The organism is Natrinema pallidum DSM 3751, from assembly GCF_000337615.1.
In the GTDB taxonomy this organism is placed as follows: domain Archaea; phylum Halobacteriota; class Halobacteria; order Halobacteriales; family Natrialbaceae; genus Natrinema; species Natrinema pallidum.
Genome location: NZ_AOII01000019.1, coordinates 1 through 22,165, shown reverse-complemented (window position 1 = coordinate 22,165; position 22,165 = coordinate 1). Strand labels below are relative to the sequence as shown.

Genomic DNA, 22,165 nt, shown 5'->3' with positions numbered 1-22,165 from the left:
TACGCCGCCGACTCACCTGGGTCCGGTATGGACGATACGACCCGCGTCGAGTGGCGCGAGTGGGGACGGGACGCCTTCGACGAGGCCGCGGCGGCTGACGTTCCCGTCTTGCTCTCGCTGACCGCGACGTGGTGCGATCACTGCCACGAGATGGACGCGGAAACCTACGCCGAGCCCCGTATCGCGGCCAACGTCAACGACAGTTTCGTCCCGGTACGGGCCGATGTGGACCGGTATCCGCGCGTTCGCGACCGGTACAACATGGGCGGCTTTCCGTCGACGGTCTTTCTCGCACCCGACGGCACGGTCCTGACCGGTGCGGGTTATCTCGGCCCCGACGGGATGCGACAGGTCCTCGACAGCGTCCGAACCATGTGGGAGACGAAAGGCGACGGTGCAGCGCGCATCCCTCGACCGCTCCGCGAGGACAATCCACCGGCCGGTGAGTTGACGGCCGACATCGAGTCGACCATGCTCGGCCAACTATCCGACAACTACGACGAGACCGCTGGCGGCTGGGGCCAAAGCCCCAAGTTCCCGCTGCCCGACGCCCTCGAGTTCGCGCTCAAACGGGACCGCGAGATGGCGCTGCGATCGTACGACGCGGTCGGTGCGAACCTGCTAGACGAGTACGACGGCGGCTTCTATCGGTTCGCGACCGACCGCGACTGGTCCGGGCTCCAACGCGAGAAGCTCCTAGACTCGAACGGCGCGCTCGTCCGTGCGTTCGCCAACGCCTACCTTCACACCGGGAAAGACGAGTACCGTGACCCCGCCGATCGCACGATCGATTTCCTCACGACGACGCTGTGGAACGCCGATGCCGACGCCTTCGCGAACAGTCAGGCCCCCGGCGAGGACGACGCCCACAGTCTCGACGCGACCGAGCGAGCGGCCGCCGCCGAGCCGCCGGTCGATGACGGCGTCTTCGCCGGCTCGAACGCGCTGGCGATCGAAGGGCTGCTCACCTACTACGCTTATACCGACGACGACCGGGCCCGCCGGTACGCCGAGCGCGCGCTCGCGACCCTCCGTGAGGACCTGCTCGAGGACGGCGTCGTCGCTCACGCACGCGCGGAGGCGGTCAGCGACGGCGACGCGATCCCGCTCCTCGCGAATCAGGCCCGCGTGCTGGCGGCGCTGACGACGGCCGCCAGTACCATCGAGACTGCTGTCCTCGACGACGCGACGGCCGTCGCGGAGACGACGATCGACCGACTCCACGACGAGGACTCGTTCCTCGACGGTCCCGCCGAGGGCGTCGGGCTGTGCGACCGGCCGCTCCGGCCGCTGGACTCGAACGTCGCGTTCGCGGACGCGCTGATCGATCTGGCTACCCTCACCGGGGACGACCGCTACCGCGAGTTCGCCCGGGAAACCCTCGAGGCATTCGCGGGGGCGAGTGACCGGTTTACCGTCCAGGTCGCCCGCTACGCGACGGCCACGTCCCGTCTACTCGAGGGGCCGCTGGTGATCAGGGTCGCCGCCGCGCCCGGAACGGATCTCCACCGTGCGGCGCTCCGACTCGCGGACCATGAAAAGGTGGTCGTCCCCGACGCCGATCTCGCCGCCGGAACGGCGCGTGCCGAACGGGGCGACCGCGTGTCGGCGGCTGCCGAAACTCCGAACGAGTTGAGCGAACGCATCCAGTCCATTCTCGACTGACATTCGGCCCCGAAACGGGCGAGGACGGATACCTATCAAACTACCGTAGCGTTTATGTCGCTTCGGTCGGTCCGTTATGACATGGCCAGTCTCAGGGACCTCGGGCTCTCCGAGTACGAAGCTCGAGCCTACCGATCGCTGCTCACCACCGGCCCGACAACGGCCAAGGAGCTGTCACGGGCGAGTGACGTCCCGATGGGGCGGATCTACGACGTGCTCAACAGTATCGAACAGTACAACCTGGTCCGAACTCAGACCGCGAGCCGGCCGAAGAAGTACGTCGCCGTCGAACCCACGACGGCGCTCGACCGCCTGCTCGAGGACAAGAAACGGGAACTCGAGGAGAAAGCCGACCAGTACGAGTCGATCGTCGACGATCTGGCCAACGAACTCGACGCGGCCGAACCGGTCGAAGAGCAGTTCTGGACCGCCGCCGTCGGCCCCGACGAGACGATCGATCTCCTCTTGGAGCGGCTGGCGGCCGCCGATCGGGACATCGTCATGGTCTCCTCACATCCCTCCCCCCAGTGGGACATGCAGGCGGTCAGCGAGGAGATCAACGCCCAACTTGAGAACGCGCTCGATCGCGGCGTCTCGGTCGATCTGTTGCTGACTCGTGAGATGGTCGGCTCGATGTCGGAGGCGGTGGGCCGGCGCTATCGCGAGACCTTACAGCAACGCGACGACTTCGACGTTCGTACCCACGACGACGTCACTGGGTCGTTCAATATCATCGACGGCGTCGAAGTCTGCATTCAGGTCCCGAACCCGTTGTCCTCGGGGGAAGCCTTCGGGATGATCGACCTCAAGGACCCCGAGTTCGCCGCGAACGTCCACGAGGAGTTCGTCCCGCGGTGGGAAGACGCCGAACCGCTCGAGTTCTAGGTCTCGATTTCCTCGCGAAGCGTCCCCATCTCGACGATCCGCTCGGCGTGGGCGTTGTGCTGGTGGATCGACTCATCGTTGGACTGACTCATCGTGATCACCGCATCGTCAGCCAGGTGGTCGAACTCCTCGACGACGCCTTCAGCCAGCGCACGGACGCAGTCTTCGACGAACTTCGCGTCGGCGTGGGCGTCGTAGGTCATGTGGTCCTCGTCGGGCCGCTTCGCGAGGTTGTAGATACGCGCGCTCATCGAGTCTCGAGCGATGTCGATGATGTCGTTCAGATCGACCGACGGAGCGCCGCTGGCTTCGACCGTCAGCGTCGCGTGACCCCGCTGGGAGTGGCCCGGCTGTGGCACCTCGTCTAAGAACGCCGTGATCGTTTCCTCGTCGACACCCAACCCCTCGAGCGTGTCCTTCGCGCGGGCCGTCGACATGCCCTGCGAGCAGGGACAGACGGTCATCCCGGTGACCCGTGCGCCGATCTCCTCGCGGGTGCCGTCCTCGGTCGCCGTCGCCGACGCGACGATGTCGACGGTATGTTGGGTCTCGCGGTCGCTCGCGGGCGTCCGTTCGCGCCGCATGAACTCGGCCTCCATCGAGACCTCCGCCTTCGAGGTGTAGTCGTGGCGCTCGAGCAGTCGCTCGGCGGCCTCGCCACAGACTTCCTCGACGCCGTAGGCCTCCTCGCGGGTCGCATCCTCCAGAATCTCGTCGATGACCTCCATGTTGCGGCTCATATCCGCGCCCTTCCGCCAGCCAGGGAGGTCGACGAAGACCTCGAACTCGGCGGTGAGGACGATCGGTCGCTTGCCTTCGCGGGCGATCTTGACGAGTTTGTCGACGCCGGTAACGCCGACCTGACTCAGGCCAACGGTCACGTCCGGCGATGTCGCCTGCACGTCCGGCAACTGATGACTCATTGACCGCATTCAGGGTAGCGGGTGATTCAACCTTTCGGAACCGGGTGTCGCTTCGACGACCTGCTCGAGCCGTCGATCGGTTGAGCGCTTCTCGTTGCAGGGAGAGAGTGACGACGGTGATCGTCTCGCTACTATCGTAGCAACTGAACGTCACTGCACACCTGACCGCAGGACGGCGTTACGATCAGTGTGTCAACCGGTTCCGTTGCTACTATAGCTGGATCTCCGACGGGTGTCCGGAGTGGAACAGCCGATCACTGGACCGCTGCTCGGGTCGGCGTGGCCGTCGCTCCCGATGCTCTCGGCGCAGATGGGGTCGTGCTCGATGATCGAACACACAGGCGACACTGGAAACGGGAAACTCGAGTCCAGTCACGCCGAGGCCTTTCAGAGCGGTTCTCCGCGTGAGATTGGTCCCTCATGTCACGACACACGATCATTAAAATAATATATTCTTACGACAGCTGTGAATAATATGACTCCCGTCTTCGAAATGTCAGATAGACCGTTTATGTTGGAATGTGATGAAAGCCCGACGGGACCTCGACCCTCGCTACGGGCGTTGGTCGTGTCCGTTTGGACCATCACTCACCGATGGCTGGAGCGAGCCGTCCGTGTCGTTCGACCGAATCGTGCCGTGGTAGCGCCGTCCCCGTTGAACGCGAAATCCGTGCGATGGCGTGATCGAAGCGATGCGATTGGCTCCGCTTCGGGGGGATCATGAACCGACGCGAACTCCTCGCCGGCGTGGGTGCTCTTTCTGCCGTACTGGGTTCGGGGTGCCAGGCCCTCCGGGAAGACCGGAATCCGGCGTTCGAAATCCGAACCGTCCGGACGTACCAACCCGATGCTGGCACCGTTCTGGTGGTGACAACGGTCGAAAAGCGGAGCGGCGTCGCCGGACACGTAACGCTCCGCGCGGAGCTCCAGATCGCCGGCGACTACGACCACGCGTTCATCCAGGAGTACGTCGTTCCCGCGGACGTTTCCGAGCGAACGCTCGCAGTTCCGTTCGAGTACGATGAACCGGTGTTCGAGAACGCGACGTACGACGCGCGAGTGAAAATCCTCCGCGAGGGCGAGGCGGATAGCCACTGGACGACCGACAACGGGACGGCAAACGAGACTCGATGAGGAGAGTCCGGTCTCACTCCGCGATGCGTCTCAGACGCGTCTCGACGGTGACGCCCTCGAGCGAGCCGTCGTTTCTTTAAGTACCTCTGGTCACAAGGTAGAGCTATGACGGGAAGACGGTCGTTCTGCAGCCAGTAACTTACACCCGATAGTCACAACGCCGTGTTTTCGATCCTCGGTCGAACGGCATGTGGGCGGGCAGTCTCATCGACGAGGGATTCACGAGTCACTCGTGCCAGTGGAGAGTCGGCTTACTGCTTCCCACGCGAGAGCGAGCACGAACAGGAAGAGCAACGCTGCACCCAGGCCGGTGAGGAACCCGTCCGTGACACGGCGTGCGAGGAAGACGGCGAGTGCGGTGCGAAGTACCCGTGAAATTCGGCTCAGATTCCATTCGAGCAGTGCGGTTCGGAGGGCGGACATTATCTCATAGGCGGGTGGGGTTACATATAGATCTGGGGCAATGCAGCAAGTTTCGGGCTGCTCTGGTCGCACACCACCTCATCCACCGGATTTCGTAAATCTCGAGCCTCGAGTGTCGCTCTTTCGTCCCCGTATCACGTCCGGTGGCCGACACCGTCCGCGCTCCGCTCCGTTCTTTAAGTGCCTCTGGTCACAAGGTGAAGCTACGAAGGGCATTCGTCACCCGGCCGTCTCGGGATTCGTTTTCAAACCCTCGAGCCACAGCCATGTCTCACCTCCCGAACCGCGTGTCCCGGACCGTCGACGACCACCTGACCGCGATCGAACGCGAGTACGACATCGCGGTCGTACTGGCGGTCGCCCGCGGGAGCCACGCCTGGGGTGCGGCGAGCCCCGACAGCGACTACGACGTGGGATTCGTCTCCGCGCCGACCGACCTGCGCCGGTACGCCCACCTCGAGACGGTACCGGGGACCGTCGTCGAGGACCGCGGCGAGTTCGAGTATCAGGGCTGGGACGTGCGGACGTTCGCACGGCTGCTCGCGGATTCGAACGAGGGTGCGATCGATCTGCTCCGGAGTCCGATCCGCTATCGGACCGCGTACGATCCCGCCGCGCTCGCCGACTATCTCGAGCGGACGTACAACCCGATCGACCTGTATCACACGTGGCGCGGGATCGCAACGAGCAACTACCGCACGTACATCTCCCACCATCTGGTCCGGACCGACGACGAGATTTTCCCGATCATCGATGCGGACGAGGACACGTATACCGTCGAAACCGACGACGGAACGACGACCGTCCCGTCCGACGACGAACGGTTCAGCGAGACCCAGACGAAACCGACGGTGAAGCGAAACCTGACCATCTACCGGGCAGCCATGTTCGCATACTACCTCGTGGAAACCGGGGAACGTGGCGCACACGAGTTACCCGCCCTCGAATTCGAGACGTTCCTGACCGAGCACGCGCCCGCCGTCTTCGACGCCGATCGAATCGACCGCGCTCGTGAGTTGCTCGAGCGGAAACGGGCGGGCGAGGGCGCGACCGAGATCGGCGACGCCGTCGGCCGCGAGTTCGCCCACCCGCCGAAAACGATCGATCCCGATACTCACGCTCGAGATGGCCCCGATATCGACCGACTGGACGGATTCATCGACGACCTGCTCGCCGCGGTCCAGTGACGCCGACGGACCCACCTCGCTTCCGAGCCGCTCTTTACGTGTCTCTGGTCACAAGGTGAAGCTACGAAGGGCTTTTCGCGGACCAGGCACCTCGACCAGCGAGCGCCCGGTTCCGATCGAGGACGCATCCCGCCGAGACGTGTTAGAGTTGCTGTTTGTCCGATTCCCTGGCAAATCGAACGGAGCGAGCCTTTTTCACGCTCCCTCTCCGAGCGACAGACGATGCAAGACGACGGTGCCGACTCTGGTCCAGGTTCCGAGCGAGCCGTGGACGGCGTCGAACCGGAGCCCGCCCGTGACCGCCGCCTCGAGACCCGGCCCGGGTCCGGATCGCTCTCGCGGGCCGACGTGCAGCGCGATTCGACGGTCCGCCAGTGGGGCGTCGTCACGCCGAGCGCGACGGTCATCGGCCGCGCGGACTCGGCCGACGCGGACCTCTCCGAGAGCGTTCGTCGCCTCCACGACGAACAGCACGCGGCGACGCCGGGCTACAGCGAGCGCGCACACCGACTCGACCGGCTCCGAACGACGCAGGCGCTTTGCAACGCTCTCGAGGTGACGCCGTGGCAACGGGATCTCGCGCTGGGCGTCATGGACGAGATCGACCTCACGGAGTTCGGGAGCCAGCGTGCGATCGAGAAGGTCGCGCTCGTGGTGATCCGTCACGTCGTCGATGTCGACCGCCAGCAGTACTTCGGGCTGGACGACATCGATGCTCGAGCGCTCTCCGCCGACCGGATGGAGGAGCTGTTCGGCCGGTATCGTGCACACGACATCACCGACGAAGCGGCCTTCGAGCGGCTCGCGGCCGAGTACGGGCTGGACACGACGAGTTTGAACCGACTGCGCCGCGTCCTCACGTCTCAACTCGACGACGATCTGCCGGCCTACGGGCGCAATCCCTATCGGGACCCGAACCTGCCGGACGTGACGGGATCGGAGACCGAAGCCACGGACGCGGCCGTCGGCACTGAGAGCTGAGGGCGCGGTCATCGTCCGGGGTCCGGTCGACCTGGGTCACTCGTCTCGAGTCGGCTGCCGGTGACCGGCGGCTTTTCCCTCCGAGGTCCCTAGCCGCGCTATGACCGACGGGGACTTCGGATCGGCGGCCGAGCCGACCGATCGAATCGAAATCTACGCCGACTACGTCTGCCCGTTCTGTTATCTGGGGACGCGATCGCTCGCACAGTATCGCGAGAGCCGCGACGAGCCGCTCGCGGTCGAGTGGCACCCCTTCGACCTGCGCAGCGGCCAGCGGAACGCGGACGGGTCGATCGATCACGATGTCGCGGACGGCAAGGACGACGCGTACTACGAGCGGGCTAAACGGAACATCCACCGGCTTCAGGAGGAGTTCGACGTCGAGATGGCCCAGGATCTCGCGACCGACGTCGACTCGTTCGACGCACAGGTCGCCTCGTGGTACGTCGCACAGGAGTACCCCGAACGGTGGGAGGCGTTCGACGAGGCGATTTACACGGCGCTGTGGCGGGACGGTCGCGACATCGGCGAGACCGACGTGTTGGTCGCTCTCGCGGCGGACATCGGCCTCGAGACCGACGAGATCCGCGACGCGGTCGCCGACGAGGGTATCCGGGCGGCACTCGAGGATACGGTTGCCGAGGCACAGCAGCGGGGCGTTACGGGCGTCCCGACGTTCGTCTCGGATGGCCACGTCGCCCGTGGCTCGGTCCCGCCGGCGCACTTAGAACGACTCGTTGAGGGCGACGGGTAATCACTCGAGCTTGTCCAGCCCGTCGAAGAAGTTCGCCTGCGGACCCACCAGCCTGACGGCTTCGTTCGCGAGCGAGACCGACACCTCGGCGGGGGGATCGAGACGCTGGCGGTTTCGGCCGTCGCTGATCGCGTAGGCGGTTTCGGTTCCGGAGACGGTGAGCGTGATCTCGGTCGTGGGTTCGACGACCAGCGGCGGCATCGATTCCGTTGCGGCCATCTGTGCGACGACGAGCGCCTCCGCGGACGGATGGACCAGCGGTCCGCCCTCGCTCAAATTGTACGCAGTCGAGCCCGTCGGCGTCGCCACGAGGACGCCGTCCGCGTGACCCTCGGCGTACCGTTGGCCGTTGATGTCGATCCCGACAGCGGCTCCGCCGCCGTTCCCTCGCCGCGGTCCGTGGACGACGATCTCGTTGAGCGCCGGCTCGAGCGTCCAGTCCGCTTCGACGCCGGTCGCCCGCAGTCGCGCGAGTTCGCGCTCCTCGACGGTCCCCGTTTCGTCGAGTTCCGTGGCGAGTTCGGTGACGACGCCGAGGGCGTCGTCGGGCGCGACGGCGTTGAGAAAGCCGACTTCGCCGAGGTTGATTCCCAGGATCGGCGTCGAACCGACTTCGCGGGCGACGAACAGCAGCGTCCCGTCGCCGCCGATGCTCACGACGAGATCCCGACCCGCCATCGCGGCGACCGGGACGGCACTCGTCCCGACCGCTCCGCCGGTCGCGTCGTCGACGACGACGCTGGCTCCCTCGCGCTCGAGGGCGTCGACGAGGCTCGCGGCGAGTGCCTGTGCACGTTCGTTGTCACGTTGGGCGACGATTCCGACGGCGACGTCCATCGTCGGCGGCTACCCGCCCCGTCGTCAAAAAGCCACGCTTGTCCGGCCGCCGACGATGGGTAGCAGCCGAACGCCGCCGGCCGACTCCGCCGCTGACCATCCCCCGTGGAGTGATTCGCGCAGTCGCGCCACCGCGCCGTCGGTGTCGGGCCGGACTCCCTCGCTCGAGGCGAGTCTCTTTCCGTTATCGGGCGATTCGATCCCGCTCGACCGGCGTTTCGGGTCCGCCCAACAAATCGTTACGGCCAGGCTCGATCCAGTAATAGCCACTTATCGACATGTTCATGCTCCATACTTTTGCGGACGGGAGGCCGACGTTCCCGCATGGCGCAACGGACGACGGCCGACGAAACACTGCCACGAGAGGAACTCGCCGCGTACCTCCAGGAGCTTGCGACGGAGTTCGGGAGCGAGAGCGAGGAGGTCTCGATACGGGTCGGGAACAAGAACGTATCGCTCAACCCGCCCCACAACGTCGATGTCTCGGTCGAGACCGTCGAGCGCTCCTCGATGCTCCGGGGGAACCGTGAAACAGTCGAAATCGAACTGAGTTGGAAACCCTAATATGGCCGCCGCGGACTCCATCCTGATCTTCGTCCTGAGCCTGCTGGTGGGAACGATCGGCATCCTCGCGGGCTCGCGGCTGGTGTTGGATCGCGACGCGGGCTTCGTGAACGCGGCCGTGACCGCCCTCATCGGGGCGGCCGCCTGGGGAATCACGAGTTTCTTCGTCGGCTGGATCCCCATCCTCGGCGTGTTGCTCATGTTGGTCATCTGGGTCGGCGTCATCAACTGGCGGTATCCCGGCGGCTGGGGGTCCGCGGCCGCGATCGGATTCGTCGCCTGGATCGTCGCGGTCGGCATCCTCTATGCGCTCGCGGTGATCGGCTTCGTCACGGCCGATGCGCTCGGCATTCCCGGCGTCTAGCGGTTCGTCTCGTTCCCGCCATCGAAGACGGAGGGAAACCCCTTTTTCCGTCCGGGCGAGTGGTCCACGTAGATAGCAATGTACGAGACGATCCTGCTTCCGACGGACGGCAGCGACCACGCGACGACCGTCGCGGACCACGCCATCGATGTCGCAGCCACCCGTAACGCGACCCTCCACGTCCTCTCGGTCGTCGACGACCGCGCGTTCCTCGTGCTCGACGACGATCGCATCGAGCAGGTCCGCGGCGACCTCGAGGCGACCGCCCGCGCGGCGGTCGACGACGCGGTGACCCGCGCCGCCGAACACGGTATCGAGACGACCACGGCCGTCGATACCGGCAACCCGGCCGAGTGTATCGTCGAGTACGCTGCGGACGCCGATATCGATCTGATCGTCATGGGAACCAGCGGCGACGAGTACGAACGCAACGTCGTCGGCAGCGTCTCCCAGCGGGTCGTCCGCGAAGCACCGGTCCCGGTCACCACCGTCGGCCCCGACGTGTGAGCGCCCCCGGGAAGTACGACCACCGCTCCCCGCTCGAGGTGGCCGCCCAGTTCGCTCGCGCGGACGGGTGGTGATACAGATGGGTTGATGTGTCCGCCGTCGTTAGTGATCAGGAGATGCGCCGATCGATCGTGATCGCGGCCGTTTTGCTCGTTCTTGCCGTCCTTCTGATCGGCGGGCCGTCGCTGTTCCTGTCGCTGTCGACCAGCCAGACGGCGTCCGATCCACCCGCTCAGTCGACGCAGACAAAATCGACCCCGGAACTCGTGACGTTCGAGGACTCCGAGAGCGGCTTCTGGGAGTACCTCAGTCCGACCAAGCGGTTCCAGAAACGAAGCCCGATCAACGTGGTCGTCCGCGGTGACGTCGACGATGTCGAGCTGGTATTGTCCGACGCCGAGGGCGGTGACGGTGACTGGTCGACAGTCAACGAGTCCGAGGAGGAAGCGCATCCGGAGACGTACTCGCTTACCGGCGGCAACGTCTCCGACAACGAAACGCAACCGGCGAACGCGACCGCCGACGGCGACCGGCCGGTCAACGAGACCGCCGACGACCCGACGGCGAACGCTTCGTCACAAAACGGGACCGCCGCGGAAGCCGCGTCGGACGAGCCACGGGGTCCCATTCCGGACCTCAACTGGGGGCACGCCGACGGCGGCACCCGCTACGCCTACGTCGACCCCGGACCGAACGAGAGCGGCTACTGGACGACCGAAACGCGCCAGCTCGAGGACGGCGACTACTTCGGGCAACGGTATCACATCCGCCTCTACGAGAGTCCCAACAAGGACGACGACTGGGTCGCCATGCAGACACACTCGGAGCACTTCGACTGGTTTACCCTGCGGCATCGAGTCCACGGCTCCCAGGACGCCCAGACGAAGGTCGAGACCGATTTCATGAAACACCCACGCGTCGACGTTCAGGACGACGTGAGCCGAATCTACCTCGACAACAGGAACTCCGTCGACGCCGACGGCTGGGCGACCCTCGTCGAACTCGCCGGCCTGCTCGTCGTCCCGACGCTCGTCGGCGTTCGCGCCGGACGACGCGGTGGCACCGCCTCGAGCGGGACCGATCGAGCCGCGAGCGAGCGCGTCGCCGAGCGGACGCCCGGCGCGATCGACGACCACCTGACCGAAGTCGACCGGAAACGCCTCGCCGCGGCTTACGCCCGCCTCGAGGCCGGTCACGTCCTCCTCGTCTTCACCATCCTGGCGCTGTATCTGGGCGTCCGGATGGGTGGCCTCGCGCTCGAACGGCAGGCCGCGTTCCTCACGCCACACCAGATCGCCGGACTCCTCTATCCGGTGATCGGCGTCGGCATCCCGGTCGCGACCTACCTGCTCGCACGCGGGCTCACGCGACGGCTCGACGCCGCCGTCGTCGCCGCGGGCTCGCTCGCGGTCGCGATCTGGCTCGACTACAGCCTGCTCGGCGTCTCCTCGCTGCCCGTCGACGTCGTCGTCCAGCGAATGCTCGTCGTCGTCGCGCTCGGGCTGATCGCCGGCGGTGCGGCCAAACGGGCCGCTCGGAACACACGGTTCAACGACATGTTGCTCGTCGGCACCGCGATGTGGCTGCTCGTCCTGGTTGGAACGCTCTTCGGCTACTTCTGAGCGGCCGGCGACCCGGTGCCCCGCTCCGGCCGGAGCCGATCGACGGTCGAACCGTGGTCCTTCGGTGCCGAGCCCTTAAGTCCTTCCAACATCGTTATCAACACGACATGGCAAGCCCCACCCGTCAGCGCGAACGCGATCCTGAAACGACAGAAAAAACGCAGGAACCGGAGCGTGAGCGGGTGTGTGACGAGTGCGACGGCGGGACGCTGGTGAAAAGCGAGGATCAGGGCGAACTCGTCTGCGATCAGTGCGGGCTCATCGTCGAAGGAACCAACATCGATCACGGTCCCGAATGGCGGGCGTTCAACCACTCCGAGCGCCAGAACAAGTCCCGCGTCGGCGCGCCGACGACCCAGACGATGCACGACAAGGGGTTGACCACCTCCATCGACTGGAAGAACCAGGACGCCTACGGTCGCTCGATTTCCTCGGACAAGCGCAATCAGATGCGCCGACTGCGAAAGTGGCAGGAACGGATTCGAACCAAAGACGCCGGCGAACGGAACCTCCAGTTCGCCCTCTCCGAAACCGATCGGATGGCCTCCTCGCTCGCCATCCCCCGCTCGGTCCGCGAGGTCGCCTGCGTCATTTACCGGCGCGCGCTCGACGAAGACCTCATCCGCGGGCGCTCGATCGAGGGCGTCGCGACGAGTACGCTCTATGCCGCCTGTCGCATGGAGGGCATCCCCCGATCGCTCGAGGAAGTCGCCGCCGTCTCCCGCGTCGAGCGCAAGGAGATCGGCCGCACCTACCGCTACGTCGCCCAGGAACTCAACCTCGAGATGGAACCGGTCAATCCCAAAAAGTACGTGCCGCGGTTCTGTTCGGAACTCGAACTCTCGGAGGAGGTCCAGGTCAAGGCCAACGAGATCATCGATACGACGACGGAGAAGGGGCTGCTTTCGGGCAAGTCGCCGACGGGCTACGCCGCGGCCGCGATTTACGCCGCCTCGCTGCTCTGTAACGAGAAGAAGACCCAGCGCGAAGTCTCCGATGTCGCGCAGGTGACCGAGGTCACCATCCGTAACCGGTACCAGGAACAGATCGAGGCGATGGGCATTCACGAATAGGACGGCTCGAACTCACGGCATCGGTACACGGGTGTTCGGGCCACTCGGATGCCGGCCGCGGCGGTGACTGCCCCCACGCGGTGGCACGAAGCGCCTCGAGAGACACTGTCGCTACTGCCCGGTTTCGCCGGGGCTTCTGCGTTGGTCGTTCCACCCACGCTGAGCGCTGTGGCTGCCGATCTCGAGTACGATCCGCTCCCGGTCCCGAGTCGGTTGTGCGGCGAGACTGAATCATAAATAAATACATGGATGACATTTGAACGAAGCGAGCGGAAACATAAAATAGCTGCTTCGTCAACTCTTCGTATCTGTGGCCTCTCACCGACGAACACTCTTAACTCGGCTCGGCGGCGTGATCGCGGGCGGTGGCGCACTTCTCGGAACGAGTGCGTTCAGTACTGTTGACGCGACACGAACGGTGGCCGTCGACATAGCCGGGGATGCGAACGCGTTCCTCGGTATCGAACCCGGTGCTGAGGGCGACGGGTACGTCCGCGAGAACGGCACGGTCGAGATCGATCTGACCGCGATGGAGGACGGCCGACACGGTGTTTCCAAACACGCAGTTACGGCCGTCGATCGGCTCCTCGAGGTCACGAACAACGGCCCGACCGAGATCGCGGTCGGGTTCAACGACGAGTACGCGCTCGAGCACGGTGACTACGACGAGCCCCCCGGTGGCTGGGGATACACGGTGAATACGGACGAAACCGCCGTCGTCGTCGGCTGGGCGAGCCCGCTGCCTGCGGAGATGGACCACTCGTTGGCAGCGGTTCGACCGCGGCTGGTCACGACCGGTTTCGAACGGAGTACGCTCGTCGATGGCCGCCTCAAGGACGAAGTCGATTCGAAGACGGAACGGACGATCCGCCCCGGAGACCGTCTCAATATCGGGGTGATCGTCGACACCCGCGCTAGCACGGTTACTGCAAACCCGATTCCGGAGTCACTGGACGAAACGATCCCGATATACGCCGAAACGACCACGACTTGATCCTGGCCTTGCTCGCGTCGCTCACGATCCAACGGTTCGCGTGCGGACGGATCCGGCCGCAAAAAGTCGCCGCAACGGTCTCCCGGAATGCGCTGGCCGGGAATTGAACCCGGGCTATGAGCTTGGGAAGCTCATGTCCTACCACTAGACCACCAGCGCTCTCCGTCGGTCGCGCCACTCAATGGTACCCGCCGGTTACACTTGAACGTAGCGCTCTCGAGTCGGCCGTCCCGTCGTCGGCCACGGACCCAGCCTCGAGTCCCACTCGCTGCAGACCGCGGTTCGTCTCGCTACCGTGGTGGTGAGGCCCACGGCCGGACAGTACTCCGGAGTGAAGACGCGGTGATCCTTCAGCCGGAGCGGCTGCGACGCGTCGTTCGATTCTCGCGGCCGGACCTTCGGCGTTTCCGACGGCCGCGGTCACTGTTCGACACATCGAATCGGGAGCGGTCGTCGAAATCGACCGTCCGGTCAGTTTTCCCCGGCGAGGGGAGAGTATTAGGTCACGCCGTCCCTAGTCCCCTCCATGATCGACGTTCGCTTTTCGGAGGCGGAACTCGAGCAGCGACGCGAACACATCACGCAGTTCGTTCGCGACCGAGTCGACGCCGCGGGTGCCGACGGTGTCGTCCTGGGCCTCTCGGGCGGAATCGACAGCACGCTGGTCGGACACCTCGCCGTCGAGGCGCTCGGGGCTGACGCCGTCCACGGTCTCGTCCTGCCGGCGACCGTCAGCAGCGAGGGGAACATGAGCGACGCCGAACGGGTCGCCCAGGACCTCGAGATCACCTCCGACGTGATCGAGATCGAGCCGATCGTCGACTCGTTGCTGTCGGCCTATCCCGAGGCCGAGGGCGACCACGAAGCGGTCGGCAACGCACGCGCTCGCGTCCGTGCAGTGTTCAACTATCTCGTCGCCAACCACGAGCAGCGCCTCGTTCTGGGGACGGGCAACCGCAGCGAGGCCGCGGTGGGCTACTTCACCAAGTACGGCGACGGGGCCGTCGACTGCCACCCGATCGGCAACCTCTACAAGGCGCAGGTCCGCCAACTCGCCCGTCACATCGGCGTCCCCGAGGACCTCGCCGCCAAGACCGCCACCGCGGAACTGTGGGCCGACCAGACCGACGAGGACGAACTCGGAATTAGCTACGATACGCTCGACTCGATCCTGGTGACGCACGTCGACGGGCCCCTGTCGGTCGCCGCGACCGGGCGATTGCTCGAGGTCGACGAAGCGACCGTCGAACGGGTCCGCGGCATGTACGACCGCAGCGAGCACAAGCGAACCGTCCCGCCGGCCCCGGACCCGCTGGACTAATCACCGCCATCGCGGCGCTGATGTCGCCACTCGTCCTCGAGAAGCCCGTACCAGTAGACGTCCTGATACTCCCCATCGACGAAGTCGGCGTCGCGATGGACGCCCTCCTTCGTGAACCCCACCGTCTCGAGAAGCCGCTGTGACGGGTCGTTGAACTCGAACACGTGGGCGGCGATCCGGTGGAGTCCGAGCTGATCGAACGCGTACTCGACGACGCACTCCGTCGCCTCGGTGCCGTACCCCCGGTCGTGGTGATCCGGTGCGATCCAATACCCGATCTCGGCGGTCCGGGCCTCCCAGTCGAACTCGAAGAGACCGATCGTCCCAATCGGCGTCGAATCGACGCCGATCAGCAGGTCGACCGTATCGTCGCCACAGATCACGTTATCGAAGAAATCGCGCTCCTGCTCGCCGTTGAGCGGTCTGGATCGCCCGATCGACCGCCAGATCGTCGGATCGTTGACCTGCGCTTGCAGGAACTCGAGGTCCGCCTCCTCGATCGGTCGGAGCGCGATTCGATCGTCGTCCAGAAACACTGGGCCGGGCATACTCGCCCATAGATATCAGAATTTATATTATTTTCCCTGGACCGGTCCCGACACCGCGCCGCCAGCGATATCGGCTTCGGAGTCACCGCTATTCGAGGAGCGCGTCGATATCGTCGGCGTGGGCGGCGACGAGGTCGGCAAACGCCGCAGCCTCGCGTCGTTCCTGACTCGCCCGCTCGCCGTCGTCCCGAAGCCGGTGTTTCAGGGCCGCCAGCGCGTCGGCTGCGTTATCAGCGATCCCCTCGGCCACCGATCGGGGGTCGTCCTCGAGACGCGAGATCAGCCCCGTTCGGAGCGCCGTCTCGGCGTCGATCGACCGACCCGACAGCGCGAACTCGAGGGCATCCCCCTCGCCCATGACGCGTGGCAACCGGACGGTGCCGCCCCAGGCGCCGAACAGTCCGAAACTGACCCCCGGTTCCCCGTAGGTCGAGTCGGGGGTTCCGACCCGGACGTCACAGGCCAGCGCGAGTTCGAGGCCGCCGCCGCGTGCGGGGCCGTCGATTCCCGCGACGACGACCGCCGGCGAGTCTTCGATGGTCCGGGCCACCCGCTGACCCAGGCGGGCGAACTCGGCTGCACGGTCGCGGTCCCCTTCGAGGGCCGCGACCTCGGTCAGGTCGGCACCGGCACAGAACGCCGGGCCGCGTCCGCGAAGGTAGACGACGGATTCTTCGGCCTCGCGGATCGCGGTCTCGAGGGCCTCGAGCCCATCGACCGTCAGTGCGTTGCGCGCATCGGGGCGGTTCATCGTCACGGTGCGAATCGGACCGTCAGCGTCGACCTCGATCATGTCAGCAGTCGATCGGGCGTTTCCAAAGGTCTTTGCCTCCCCCGTCGTAACCCCCCGCTAATGGAGAATGCCGACAGCTGTCGGCGTGCCGCCGTCGAGGCAATCGCGGACGTCGAACCACCACAGCTACACGACTACATCGAAGCCACCCTCGAGCGCGCATCGATGGTGCCCGGAACCCTCACCCTCGAGAGCGCCGCGATGATGGGGTCCGAGAGACCCATCGTTGGACCCGACTGCGAGCGGTCCCTCGATGCCGACTCCGCCACCGATGGGGGACGCGAGCGATCGGCCGATCGCAACCCCGACGGCGTCGTCACCCACGCGGCTGGCGTCCAGCTCATCTACGAAGGGCTACGTCTGACCCGCTCGCTCGCCCGCGACGAACCCTGGACGGCGACCGACGCCAGCGCGGGCGACGGCGATCTCGCGATCCTCGCGGCCGACATCCTCGTCGCCCGCGGGTTCTACCTGCTGGCCCGTACCGACGCCGCCAACAAGGCGGTCCGAACCGTCCAGTCGTTCGGCCGCGACCAGACCCGGCGTACCGACCTCGCGACCGACGACGGCGACCTCGACCCGACGGCGTCCGATCTCGACGCCACCCTCGAGCGGGACGTGCTCGAACTCGCCGCCCTCACCGGGGCCGTCGCGGTCGGCGAAACGCCGTCACCGCGCCTGCACGCCATCGTGGACTCGCTCGCCGACGCCGTCGGGACCTCGTTTCCGCCGGTCGAGGACTCGCTTGGCAACCTCGAGCCCTCGGCCCGCGAGCAGTCCCTCGAGGACCACGCAACCGATCGAGCCACGTCGGCGACGGACCCGTGATGTCGATGTCGACCTCCGGAGAGGACCCCGACAATCCGGCGCACGGCCCGATCGAATCGAAACCCATAAAGACATCTCCGATCAACGAAGAAGTACGCGCCTGGGTAGCTTAGCGGTAAAGCGCGTCCTTGGTAAGGACGAGAGCCCGGGTTCAAATCCCGGCCTAGGCTTGATACGACTTCTTCAATTTCCCCCGGAAATGAGGGAAGGCTACCTGAACACTACAGTCTCGACCATCATAAATTCGGGTGTCGCACGAGACAGATCGCGACCGCGCCTCACGAGTGCGAAGGAAACCACATACTCACTGAGAACTGCCTCAGTTCCTACTCGGTCCTCAACCAACTCTACGAGCACCTCGAGCGTGCTGGGTTTTCTGCAGAGAGCTGTCCCAGCGCGTTACTCGAGACGATTGCCGGAGCCGCGAGCCGACCCTCAATGGAGGGGGTGGTCTAAGTGGCCGCCCAGCAGTTCCTCGAGACGCAGTGCCACGAGTTCGACGCCTACCTCAATTTCGACGAGTACGGGCTGAAGCCGTACTACGGACTCACCACCTTCCGGAAAGAGCACGACTGGGTCAATAACGGAAAGCCGTCAACGATGTTCGAATTCGATGGCCAAGAATGGGCGGCCGTCTTGGACTACGACGACCAGCCGATTCTCCCGTGGTCCGATCCGTCCTACAAGCTCGAAACGGCGTACCTCTACCGCGTGTACGTCGTCTGCATGGACGAGACGTACGACGACAAGAGCGCCGACTCGAGCCAGCGGGTGAAAGGCGGCACGTTCACCGTCTATCCGCGCTGGCCGGATATGAAGAAACGCGACGATGAGACGGGCGAGATCAGCAAGGTCAACGGGTACATGGATCTGGGTCGGCCGTATATCACCGTCCGTGCCCAGGCGTCGAATATCGACTTCGCGAAGTACGTCGATCTCACGGCTGAGGCGTTCGCGGTATTCGACGTTCCACGTCGGTATTTCTCGAACCCGCACGAGTCGAGTAACGTCAATGACGCCGCGGTGTACGTCCGCCCGAAGCGAGACGTCTCCGGGCCGATCTACGCGGCCGATGGACCGATCGCCCGCATTCACCAGCTGCTCGAGTCCGATCGATCGGGCTATCGGAAGCACGTCGAAGACAACCGCGAGCGCCCCGGCGACCAGGTGACGACGATGGTCGACTCAGAGCGTGCGGCGAAGCTGATTCGGGGCCACAAGATCGGGAAGGAGGTGAAACACTACTACATGCGCAATCCCGACNGAGCGCCCCGGCGACCAGGTGACGACGATGGTCGACTCAGAGCGTGCGGCGAAGCTGATTCGGGGCCACAAGATCGGGAAGGAGGTGAAACACTACTACATGCGCAATCCCGACAACTACAACCCCGATCAGTTCGGCTGGCATCCCAAACTCGAGGTGTCGTTCCAGACCTCGATCACCGACGAGACGGTCTACTGGGATCGCGAGGACGCGCTCGATCTCGAGCAGTGTCAGCGCGAACTCGAGGAGATGCTGATGAACGTGCTCGACTGGGCCGGTCTTGACGTGACCGGCGGCGACGAGTACCACGAGGACGCGTACTTCGATCCAGAACGCCGTCAGCGGCGGAGCCTGAAGCTCGTCGACTGTCCTCTTCCAGAGATCGAGAGTGAGCAGGAGAACGCCGTGATGCGTCTCTGGGGTGATATGAACGGCAGCGATCGTGCGGTTACGGAGATGCTGCTTACCGACGGCGGTGAGATCTCACCGAGGGACGCAGCCGAGAAGACCGGCTACTCCTACCGGACGATCCGGCGAGTGGTCGACCGGCTCGAGGGATTCGTCCGTCACACCTACGGGAAGCTCGAAGTCGAGAGTGACTTCGCTGCCCAAGAGATGCTCAAGCGTGTCAGAGCCGCCGAGGAACAGTTCCGGCGAACGATCGGAGCAACGGCCATGCAGGTTGCCCAAGACGCGTCCGGATTCGAGAGCGGGCCGTTCGATCGCTTCAAAAACTCCTACGAGGTCGGTGTTTGTGAGACCGACACTCGAAGCCGGAAGCTCCTGCGGGTCCGATACACGCCAGCCGATCGCGATGAGGCNCAGTACGACGACGAACTTGGTATCAGTGGTATCTGGATCAAATTCGAGTACGCCAACGAATCGACCGAGCGATTCCACCTCACGAACGTCTTCCAGCTGTCGAAGGCCCGCGTGAACACCAGCCGGTCTCGAGACGATCGTCCCCTCGACAGGACGCGACAAAAGTTACGCGAAGAGCGCGAGAACCTCCCGCGACGGATGAAAAGCCGAAGCACGCTCGACGGCTAAGCGCCACCTGGTGAGTGGCAACGCTATTTCTTTCCTTAATTTCGGACCTTATCAGGCGATTTTTGTGTAGTTTCGTAGCTCGTCAGAGCGATCGCATCGCTTCGACTCGATCGCCTCGATGAGGCTTGCGTGAGAAACCGGACGCGGCGCGTCCGGGTCCCCCTTAGGACGTGTGGCTAAGGCCAACGGACCAAACTAACCGCTACGCCTTCGCACCGCTGGAGTGGAAAGAGAGGGGCTACCGCTAAGGCAGGAAGCAACCGTCCGAACGCAGTTGTCACGGAGTGCCCAAGGACACTGGCCAAAAGCGCACCCGTCGCTTCCGCGAGGACCACTCGATCCACTGACAGGAATATAATCATCGACGCAGCAGATTGCAGTCGGGTGTCTATAGTAGCGCTTGAAAGTCACCGCACACCCGATCGCGGGACAGCGTTGTAATCGACAGATAGCGTCTCACACAGGATAAATCACGAGAGGATCGTCTCGCGGGGGGNTTGCAGTCGGGTGTCTATAGTAGCGCTTGAAAGTCACCGCACACCCGATCGCGGGACAGCGTTGTAATCGACAGATAGCGTCTCACACAGGATAAATCACGAGAGGATCGTCTCGCGGGTGGCGATGGGCGCGAAAAAAGTCGTAATCGGAGCGGTCGTCAGTGCTCGCGACGGAGTGCGAGCAGCGCGGCCGCGATCAGTGCAACGATGGCGACGGTCGGTCCGAAGCCGGGAGTGCTATCGTCACCGTCGTCCGTTTGGTCTTCATCATCCGACTGGTCTTCATCATCCGACTGGTCTTCATCATCCGACTGGTCTTCGTCGCCCGTCTGGTCTTCATCATCCGTCTGGTCTTCATCATCCGTCTGGTCTTCATCATCCGACTGGTCTTCGTCGCCCGTCTGGTCTTCACCATCCGTCTGGTCTTCGTCGTCACCATCGTCATCGGANATCATCCGACTGGTCTTCGTCGCCCGTCTGGTCTTCACCATCCGTCTGGTCTTCGTCGTCACCATCGTCATCGGACGGTGGTGTCCAACTACCACCGCCGCCACCGCTGCTACCGCCACCGCTGCTACCAGAGTCGTCGTCATCGCTGCTGCCAGAGTCGTCGTCATCGCTACCGCCGGAGTCGTCGTCCGCGAACGTGTCGTCCGGGAACGTCAGGTCCTGCTCGAACGTCCCCGAGTCGAGGGCGTACGGACTGCCGACGGCTTCGGGGCCGCTCGCGTCGCCGACGTGGAACGAGACCTCGTCGCCGGCGGTGCTATCGAGACTCAACTTCTCCTCGAAGCCGCCCTCACCGCCGTACTCGCCGGCGGTGTCGACGGTGATCTCGCCCTCGACCGCGCCGTCGACCACGGCGACGATCGTCGTCCCGGACGGCGCTGCGTTGCCGTCCTGGTCGACCGCCTCGCCGTAGAAGTTGGCGGGTTCGCCGGGGGCTTCTTGTGCGGCTGCGAGGGCTGGCCCAGCGGCTACAACCGCTACACAGGCCAACAACGCCATCAAGATGTTCCGGAAAGATGTCATAGTAAGTTAACTAAGATCCCTCTGCTGGATTAGTTTTGAGGCGTGAGGGCGATGTCGTTGTCAGTGTTGGCCGTCCCGGTATCGACCGTCACCGGGCCAGCCGTGTTGGNGTTGGCGTTGTAGTTCGTAGCGTCAGCTTCGATCTCGTACTCACCAGGCGCCACGTCCACCGAGTAGGTGCCATCGGTGTCCGTGGTGAGAGACGTTACCTCTGCGTCGTAGGTACCGTCGTCGTTGTCATCCTCGTAGATCGTCACGTCAGCACTGTCGACGCCATCGTCAGTGCTGTCGTCGGTGACCGTCCCGGTGAGTGAGCCTTTTTCGGTCAGGGTGAAGTCGTTTCCAGTAGCGTCTTCGCCAGCTATCACCTCGACGGTCTGACTGGCGGAGTCTTCATAGCCGTCAGCGGAGGCGGTGACCGTGTAGCTATCTTCCCCGACGTTTTCGAGGGTGTAGCTACCGTCCTGGCTGTCGGTAGTGACTGTACCGAGTTCGTCCCCGTTATCATCGGTGAACGCAACCTGCGTATCCGTCACCGCCTCACCGTTGTCGTCGGTGATTGCTCCGCTGAACGATCCTTCAGTGATCTCGTCAATCGAAGCCTCAGCAGTACCACTGTCGTCCTCAGAAGCGACCTGCACCGGAACGGTCGGTGCGTTGCCCTTCTGGGTCGTGTAGATCAGCGTGACCTCCGTGGACGGATTCGGATCCTCGGAGGCCAGCGTCACTGTTTCGCTGTCGGCAACGGTGTCGTACGTGCCGTCACCGGTGGTGTCGACTCGGAGCTCGACCTGTTGCATGCCTTCGGCGTCGCCGGTGTTCTCGACGGTTGCAGTGACAGTTAGGTCGTCACCTTCCACCACGTCGGTACCATCCGCATTGACGCTGGAAATATCGAAGTTCTCGCTCTGAACGCCCA

23 protein-coding genes and 2 tRNA genes are annotated in these 22,165 nt (G+C 64.5%); 17 read left to right on the top strand and 8 right to left on the bottom strand.

Annotated features, from left to right (window positions below; translation table 11 throughout):
- Positions 1–27: 27 nt before the first annotated feature.
- Positions 28–1,665 (top strand): DUF255 domain-containing protein, encoded by a 1,638-nt coding sequence (locus C487_RS01665; protein WP_006183933.1) that lies wholly within the window; start codon positions 28–30, stop codon positions 1,663–1,665.
- A gap of 81 nt (positions 1,666–1,746) precedes the next feature.
- Positions 1,747–2,550: a TrmB family transcriptional regulator gene (locus tag C487_RS01660; protein ID WP_006183932.1), complete on the top strand. Its 804-nt coding sequence runs from the start codon at positions 1,747–1,749 to the stop codon at positions 2,548–2,550.
- Here C487_RS01660 and mptA read toward each other — a convergent pair.
- Positions 2,547–3,473: a GTP cyclohydrolase MptA gene (gene mptA / locus C487_RS01655; RefSeq protein ID WP_006183931.1), complete on the bottom strand. Its 927-nt coding sequence runs from the start codon at positions 3,471–3,473 to the stop codon at positions 2,547–2,549. The genes C487_RS01660 and mptA overlap by 4 nt on opposite strands.
- Positions 3,474–4,193: 720 nt before the next feature.
- Between mptA and C487_RS01650 the strand changes: the two genes are divergently transcribed.
- The gene (locus C487_RS01650) at positions 4,194–4,607 is read left to right on the top strand and encodes a hypothetical protein (protein ID WP_006183930.1); all 414 of its coding nucleotides are present in this window, start codon (positions 4,194–4,196) and stop codon (positions 4,605–4,607) included.
- A 219-nt stretch (positions 4,608–4,826) separates the two neighbouring features.
- On the opposite strand, the gene C487_RS01645 is transcribed toward C487_RS01650, so the two are convergent.
- Positions 4,827–5,030, bottom strand: a complete 204-nt coding sequence (locus tag C487_RS01645) for a hypothetical protein (protein ID WP_006183929.1) — start codon at positions 5,028–5,030, stop codon at positions 4,827–4,829.
- 266 nt (positions 5,031–5,296) lie between these two features.
- On the opposite strand from C487_RS01645, the gene C487_RS01640 reads away from it, so the two are divergent.
- The 3 genes from C487_RS01640 (at position 5,297) to C487_RS01630 (ending at position 7,952) form a co-directional block, all read left to right on the top strand.
- A complete protein-coding gene (locus C487_RS01640; protein ID WP_006183928.1) occupies positions 5,297–6,217 on the top strand; it encodes a nucleotidyltransferase domain-containing protein in 921 nt (306 codons plus the stop codon).
- Between the two features lie 222 nt (positions 6,218–6,439).
- The gene (locus C487_RS01635) at positions 6,440–7,198 is read left to right on the top strand and encodes a hypothetical protein (protein ID WP_006183927.1); all 759 of its coding nucleotides are present in this window, start codon (positions 6,440–6,442) and stop codon (positions 7,196–7,198) included.
- A 100-nt stretch (positions 7,199–7,298) separates the two neighbouring features.
- Positions 7,299–7,952, top strand: coding sequence for a DsbA family oxidoreductase (locus C487_RS01630; RefSeq protein ID WP_006183926.1), 654 nt, complete (start codon positions 7,299–7,301; stop codon positions 7,950–7,952).
- Here the strand turns inward: C487_RS01630 and C487_RS01625 are convergent, their stop codons facing one another.
- Complete coding sequence (locus tag C487_RS01625) at positions 7,953–8,789, bottom strand: NAD(+)/NADH kinase (protein ID WP_006183925.1); 837 nt, start codon at positions 8,787–8,789, stop codon at positions 7,953–7,955.
- A 324-nt stretch (positions 8,790–9,113) separates the two neighbouring features.
- Between C487_RS01625 and C487_RS01620 the strand changes: the two genes are divergently transcribed.
- The 6 genes from C487_RS01620 (at position 9,114) to C487_RS01595 (ending at position 13,913) form a co-directional block, all read left to right on the top strand.
- Positions 9,114–9,353, top strand: coding sequence for an amphi-Trp domain-containing protein (locus tag C487_RS01620; protein WP_006183924.1), 240 nt, complete (start codon positions 9,114–9,116; stop codon positions 9,351–9,353).
- Position 9,354: 1 nt separating this feature from the next.
- On the top strand, positions 9,355–9,717 hold the full coding sequence (locus C487_RS01615; protein ID WP_006183923.1) for a hypothetical protein: 363 nt from the start codon (positions 9,355–9,357) through the stop codon (positions 9,715–9,717).
- A gap of 78 nt (positions 9,718–9,795) precedes the next feature.
- Positions 9,796–10,224 carry a universal stress protein gene (locus C487_RS01610; protein ID WP_006183922.1) on the top strand — a complete coding sequence of 143 codons (429 nt, stop codon included), beginning with the start codon at positions 9,796–9,798 and terminating at the stop codon, positions 10,222–10,224.
- Between the two features lie 116 nt (positions 10,225–10,340).
- Entirely contained in the window at positions 10,341–11,846 is a 1,506-nt protein-coding gene (locus tag C487_RS01605; protein WP_049907779.1) for a hypothetical protein, read from the top strand.
- Between the two features lie 107 nt (positions 11,847–11,953).
- Positions 11,954–12,919: a transcription initiation factor IIB gene (locus C487_RS01600; protein ID WP_006183920.1), complete on the top strand. Its 966-nt coding sequence runs from the start codon at positions 11,954–11,956 to the stop codon at positions 12,917–12,919.
- Positions 12,920–13,337: 418 nt separating this feature from the next.
- The gene (locus C487_RS01595) at positions 13,338–13,913 is read left to right on the top strand and encodes a hypothetical protein (protein WP_241431048.1); all 576 of its coding nucleotides are present in this window, start codon (positions 13,338–13,340) and stop codon (positions 13,911–13,913) included.
- Between the two features lie 88 nt (positions 13,914–14,001).
- On the opposite strand, the gene C487_RS01590 is transcribed toward C487_RS01595, so the two are convergent.
- Positions 14,002–14,072, bottom strand: a tRNA-Gly gene (locus tag C487_RS01590).
- Between the two features lie 367 nt (positions 14,073–14,439).
- Here C487_RS01590 and C487_RS01585 point away from each other — a divergent pair.
- Positions 14,440–15,234, top strand: a complete 795-nt coding sequence (locus C487_RS01585; protein ID WP_006183918.1) for an NAD+ synthase — start codon at positions 14,440–14,442, stop codon at positions 15,232–15,234.
- On the opposite strand, the gene C487_RS01580 is transcribed toward C487_RS01585, so the two are convergent.
- Both C487_RS01580 and C487_RS01575 read right to left on the bottom strand, forming a co-directional pair.
- A complete protein-coding gene (locus tag C487_RS01580) occupies positions 15,231–15,782 on the bottom strand; it encodes a GNAT family N-acetyltransferase (RefSeq protein WP_049907776.1) in 552 nt (183 codons plus the stop codon). The two genes, C487_RS01585 and C487_RS01580, sit on opposite strands and share 4 nt — an antisense overlap.
- A gap of 88 nt (positions 15,783–15,870) precedes the next feature.
- Positions 15,871–16,575 carry an enoyl-CoA hydratase/isomerase family protein gene (locus tag C487_RS01575; protein WP_006183916.1) on the bottom strand — a complete coding sequence of 235 codons (705 nt, stop codon included), beginning with the start codon at positions 16,573–16,575 and terminating at the stop codon, positions 15,871–15,873.
- Positions 16,576–16,635: 60 nt separating this feature from the next.
- Here C487_RS01575 and C487_RS01570 point away from each other — a divergent pair, with 60 nt between their 5' ends.
- The 4 genes from C487_RS01570 to C487_RS22160 all read left to right on the top strand — a co-directional run bounded on the left by C487_RS01570 (position 16,636) and on the right by C487_RS22160 (position 19,717).
- On the top strand, positions 16,636–17,403 hold the full coding sequence (locus C487_RS01570) for a DUF7114 family protein (protein ID WP_006183915.1): 768 nt from the start codon (positions 16,636–16,638) through the stop codon (positions 17,401–17,403).
- 98 nt (positions 17,404–17,501) lie between these two features.
- Positions 17,502–17,573, top strand: a tRNA-Thr gene (locus tag C487_RS01565).
- 286 nt (positions 17,574–17,859) lie between these two features.
- Entirely contained in the window at positions 17,860–18,951 is a 1,092-nt protein-coding gene (locus tag C487_RS22165; protein ID WP_449406423.1) for a DUF7845 domain-containing protein, read from the top strand.
- Positions 18,842–19,717 (top strand): DUF7845 domain-containing protein, encoded by an 876-nt coding sequence (locus C487_RS22160; RefSeq protein WP_449406425.1) that lies wholly within the window; start codon positions 18,842–18,844, stop codon positions 19,715–19,717. Before C487_RS22165 ends, C487_RS22160 begins: the two co-directional genes overlap by 110 nt.
- 655 nt (positions 19,718–20,372) lie before the next feature.
- Here the strand turns inward: C487_RS22160 and C487_RS21275 are convergent.
- Complete coding sequence (locus tag C487_RS21275) at positions 20,373–20,669, bottom strand: PGF-CTERM sorting domain-containing protein (protein WP_006183913.1); 297 nt, start codon at positions 20,667–20,669, stop codon at positions 20,373–20,375.
- Between the two features lie 606 nt (positions 20,670–21,275).
- Complete coding sequence (locus tag C487_RS01540; RefSeq protein WP_449406424.1) at positions 21,276–22,046, bottom strand: carboxypeptidase regulatory-like domain-containing protein; 771 nt, start codon at positions 22,044–22,046, stop codon at positions 21,276–21,278.
- Positions 22,047–22,165: the final 119 nt, after the last annotated feature.